This window comes from Sphingobium sp. (assembly GCF_033795625.1).
Classification (GTDB): Bacteria; Pseudomonadota; Alphaproteobacteria; order Sphingomonadales; family Sphingomonadaceae; genus Sphingobium.
Window position 1 is genome coordinate 1 of sequence record NZ_JARYGI010000111.1, and the last position, 781, is coordinate 781.

Here is a 781-nt window from a genome sequence, read left to right on the forward strand (position 1 = left end):
CGTAGTCGAGGTCATCGCAACGGATGTGTTCTGAATTGCGTTAGGTGAGAACGGGTACGGAACGCGCCCTCAAGCTGTTCGCCGTACGCCAGCGAGGGCCATTTCCCGATAGACAGTGGCGCGACCGAGGCCGAGTTGCCGCGCGGCTTCGGTGGGCGACACCCCGGCTTCGACGAGCTTGAGCGCCGCGCTCGCCTTTTCCGGGTCGAGCGGACGCCGTCCTGGCAACTTGCCCTTGGCACGCGCGGCGGCGATACCGTCCTTCGTGCGTTCGGCGATCAAACGTCGCTCGAAATGCGCGATCGAGCCGAACACGTGAAAAATCAGTTCGCCAGCGGCTGATGACGTGTCGATTTTCTCTTCGAGGCTGAGCAGCGCGACGCCGCGATCTTTCAACGCGGTTACGATGGTCAGCAGCTCACCGAGCGAGCGGCCGAGCCGGTCGAGCCGCACGACCGCGAGCGTGTCGCCCGCGCGCGCGTAGGTGAGCAACTCCGTCAGCCCGGGGCGGTCCATCGACTTGCCCGAACGCACGTCCGTGAAGACCTTGATCGCGCCCGCCTGTTCGAGACGCATCATCTGCCCGGCGACATCCTGGTCGCCCGTGCTCACCCGCGCGTAGCCCAAAATGCCGCTCAACCACCGTCTCCCAAACGCTCGGTCTGTGGACGCCGACGCCGCAGGCGCGCGGCATACCCCAAAGCTGTGGATGTCAGAGCTAATTGGCATGGTTCTGTCAGCGGTAAATGTCATCACGGCCAAGCTATTGCGACTGCCCTTC

At 64.3% G+C, this 781-nt stretch carries 1 protein-coding gene; it reads right to left on the bottom strand.

Going from position 1 to position 781, the window contains the following annotated elements; genetic code table 11:
- Positions 1 to 69: 69 nt before the first annotated feature.
- Entirely contained in the window at positions 70 to 639 is a 570-nt protein-coding gene (locus QHC67_RS18855; protein ID WP_048575106.1) for a recombinase family protein, read from the bottom strand.
- Positions 640 to 781: the final 142 nt, after the last annotated feature.